The organism is Streptomyces bohaiensis (assembly GCF_012033785.1).
GTDB lineage: Bacteria > Actinomycetota > Actinomycetes > Streptomycetales > Streptomycetaceae > Streptomyces > Streptomyces bohaiensis.
The window spans coordinates 1-2,882 of record NZ_JAAVJC010000421.1 but is presented as its reverse complement, the minus strand read 5'-3'; the positions used below and the strand labels follow the sequence as shown (position 1 = coordinate 2,882).

The window sequence follows — 2,882 nt, the reverse complement described above, 5'->3', positions numbered from 1 at the left end:
CACCGGCCCCCCGTGCCCCCGGCGCCGCTCGCCGCGCCCGCGGTGCCGCGTGCCCCGCGCTCCCCGCTGCGGGTGGCGGCCGTCGCACTCTGCGTGGTCCTCGCGGCCGGCCTCCTCGGCGGTGCCGCGGTCGGCACCTGGCTCACCACCGAGCCGCCGGAGGTCACCGCGGCGGAGCGCGCCTTCGACGAGCGCCGCGCCCTGTGGCGCGACCTGCCCGTCGACGAGCTCTTCCCGCCCCGCATCGCCGGTGAGGGCGCGGGCCCCGGCGACGCCGACCGCGTGTGGATACGCACCGGCGTGGCGCCGGACAGCGGCTGCGCCGAGGTCTTCGACCCGGCGCTGCTCGACGCGCTCGCGCAGGCCGGCTGCCACCGGGTGATCCGCGCGACGTACACCGACGACACGGAGACCAGCGTCACCACGGTCGGACTGCTGTTCACGCGCGGCGGCCCCGAGGAGACCCGCGAACTGCACCGGGTCTTCACCGACCGAGGCCTCGCCACCCGGCCGGACATGATGCCGCTCCACCACGCCGCGGCCGCCCCGGACGGCGACCCGACCGCGGTGCCCCGCGCGACCTGGACGGTGCGGGTGCTGACCGACGCCCCCGTGGTCGTCTTCGCCGTGACGGGCTTCGCCGACGGACGGGCCGCCGGACCGCCGCAGACCGCCGCGGACGCCACCGCCGCCGACGAGACCACCGTCGCCGCCCTCGCCGGACTCGGCCACGACACCCGCGGTATCGCCGACCGCATCGAACGCCGCGTCCGCAAGGCCGCCGACACCGCGGGGGAGGCCGTATGACGCTCGGGTCCCGGAGCGCCCGCCGCTCACCGGCCGCCGTCGCGCTGACCGTCCTCGGCGTCCTCGCGCTGCTCCTCACCACCGGCCCGACCGCCCGCGCCGACACCATCCGCGACCAGCAGCGCTGGGCGCTGGAGGCGGTCAACGCCGAAGAGGCGTGGGAGACGACCCGCGGAGCCGGGGTGGTCGTGGCCGTGCTGGACACCGGGGTCGACGCCTCCCACCGCGACCTGGCCGGGGCCGTCCTGGAGGGCGCCGACCTGGTCCCGCACGGCGCCGGGCCCGGCGCCCCGACGTGGGCGGCCCACGGCACCGCGATGGCCGGCATCATCGCCGGACGGGGCCACGGCGCCGCCCGGGCCGACGGCGTCATCGGCATCGCCCCCGAGGCACAGATCCTTCCGGTGCGGGTGCTGCTGGAAGAGGACGACCCCGCACGGGGCCAGAAGCGCGCGGAGGGCGGCAACGCCGTCGCCGAGGGGATCCGCTGGGCGGTCGACCACGGTGCCGATGTCGTCAACCTCTCCCTCGGCGACGACAGCGAGTCCGCCCACCCCGACCCCGAGGAGGACGCGGCGATCCGCTACGCGCTGCGGAACGGGGTCGTGGTCGTCGCCTCGGCGGGCAACGGCGGCGAGTCCGGCGACCCGGTCTCCTACCCGGCCGGCTATCCCGGCGTCATCGCCGTCACCGCCGTCGACCGCGCCGGCAGCCGGGCGCCGTTCTCGACCCGCCGCTGGTACGCCACCGTCAGCGCACCCGGCAAGGACGTGATCATCGCCGCGCCCGGCGACCGCTACATGCAGGGCTGGGGGACCAGCGCGGCCGCCGCGTTCGTCTCCGGGGCGGTGGCCCTGCTCCGGGCCGCCCACCCGGAGCTGACCCCCGCCGAGGTGCGCCGGCTGCTGGCGGCCACCGCCCGCGAGGCTCCCGAGGGCGGGCACAGCGCCGCACTCGGCGCCGGACTCGTCGACCCGGCCGCCGCCATCGAGGCGGCCGGCACCGACCGGCCGCTGACCGCCTCCCTGGCGGGCTCGCACACCGCCGAGTACTTCGGCCCCGGTCCGCGCAGCGGCCCGCCGGAGGAGAGTGAACCGGCCTGGCTCACCCCGGCCGCCGTGACCGCGGGTGTGATGTTCCTGCTCGCCGCGGCGCTGCTGTTCTTCCGGGTCGGCCCGGCCGATCCGCGGCGCGTGCGGAGCCCCGGTGTCATGCCCGGCCGCTGGAGCGGATGACCTCCATCGCCGCCCGTGCGGCGGCCTCGACCCGTTCGATGCCCTCGTCCCCGGTGCGGTGGCCCGAGGAGAGCACGGCCATCAGGTACTCCCGGCCGTCCACCTCGACGCGGCCGATGCTGTTGATGTTCCACAGCCCCGTGTGACTGCGCGGCAGCCAGCCGTTCTTCAGCGCGGTGCCCCCGTCGTCCACGGCGGCGGCCGACACCCCCCACCGCTGTCCCTCCGCCACCGACCCCATCAGTTGCTCCAGGTGGGCCCGCGCCGGCCGGGCCAGCGGGGAGTCGGGGTCGAACACCGCGCGCAGCACCGTGATCTGGTCGGCGGCGGTGGTGCGGGTCAGCCCCCAGTGCCCGTCCTCGCCGCCGTGGGTCAGCGCAAGCCCGAACCGGGCGTTGAGGCGGTCGAGACCCTCCTCGGCGCCGATCATGCGCCACAGTTCGTGCGTCGCGTCGTTGTCGCTCAGCCGCACCGCGTCGGCGGCGAGCCGCCGCTCCTGTGCGGTCAGCGGTCGCCCCTCGTCCTGGGCGGTGAGCAGCAGCCCGGCCACGATGTTCACCTTGACGATGCTGGCCGTCTCGTAGTGACCCGCGCCGTAGCGCAGCGTGTAGCCGGTCACCGGGTCCAGGACGGCCACCGAGATCCGCACGGCGGGCTCCGCCTCCAGCGGTCCGACCGACCGCGCGAGCGCCGCGGTGGCCTCGGCCCACTGCGGCGGTACCCGCTCGGCCGAGCCGCGCGTGGCGTACGCCGGGGACCGGGCCTCGTCCGGGGCACCGGGGGACCCGTCGGCGGAGCGGGACGCGCCGTCGTCCGCCGCGGGCCGGGCGTCCGAGAACT

At 77.3% G+C, this 2,882-nt stretch carries 3 protein-coding genes; 2 read left to right on the top strand and 1 reads right to left on the bottom strand.

The annotated features are described in order from the left end of the window. The coding region (locus tag HCN52_RS23495; protein ID WP_209314908.1) for a hypothetical protein at window positions 1–807 on the top strand (807 nt) is incomplete at its 5' end. Further along, window positions 804–2,042, top strand: coding sequence for a type VII secretion-associated serine protease mycosin (gene mycP / locus HCN52_RS23490; protein WP_168090439.1), 1,239 nt, complete (start codon window positions 804–806; stop codon window positions 2,040–2,042). The genes HCN52_RS23495 and mycP, both read left to right, overlap by 4 nt. Here mycP and HCN52_RS23485 read toward each other — a convergent pair. Then, the coding region (locus tag HCN52_RS23485) for a serine hydrolase (RefSeq protein WP_168090438.1) at window positions 2,017–2,882 on the bottom strand (866 nt) is incomplete at its 5' end. The genes mycP and HCN52_RS23485 overlap by 26 nt on opposite strands.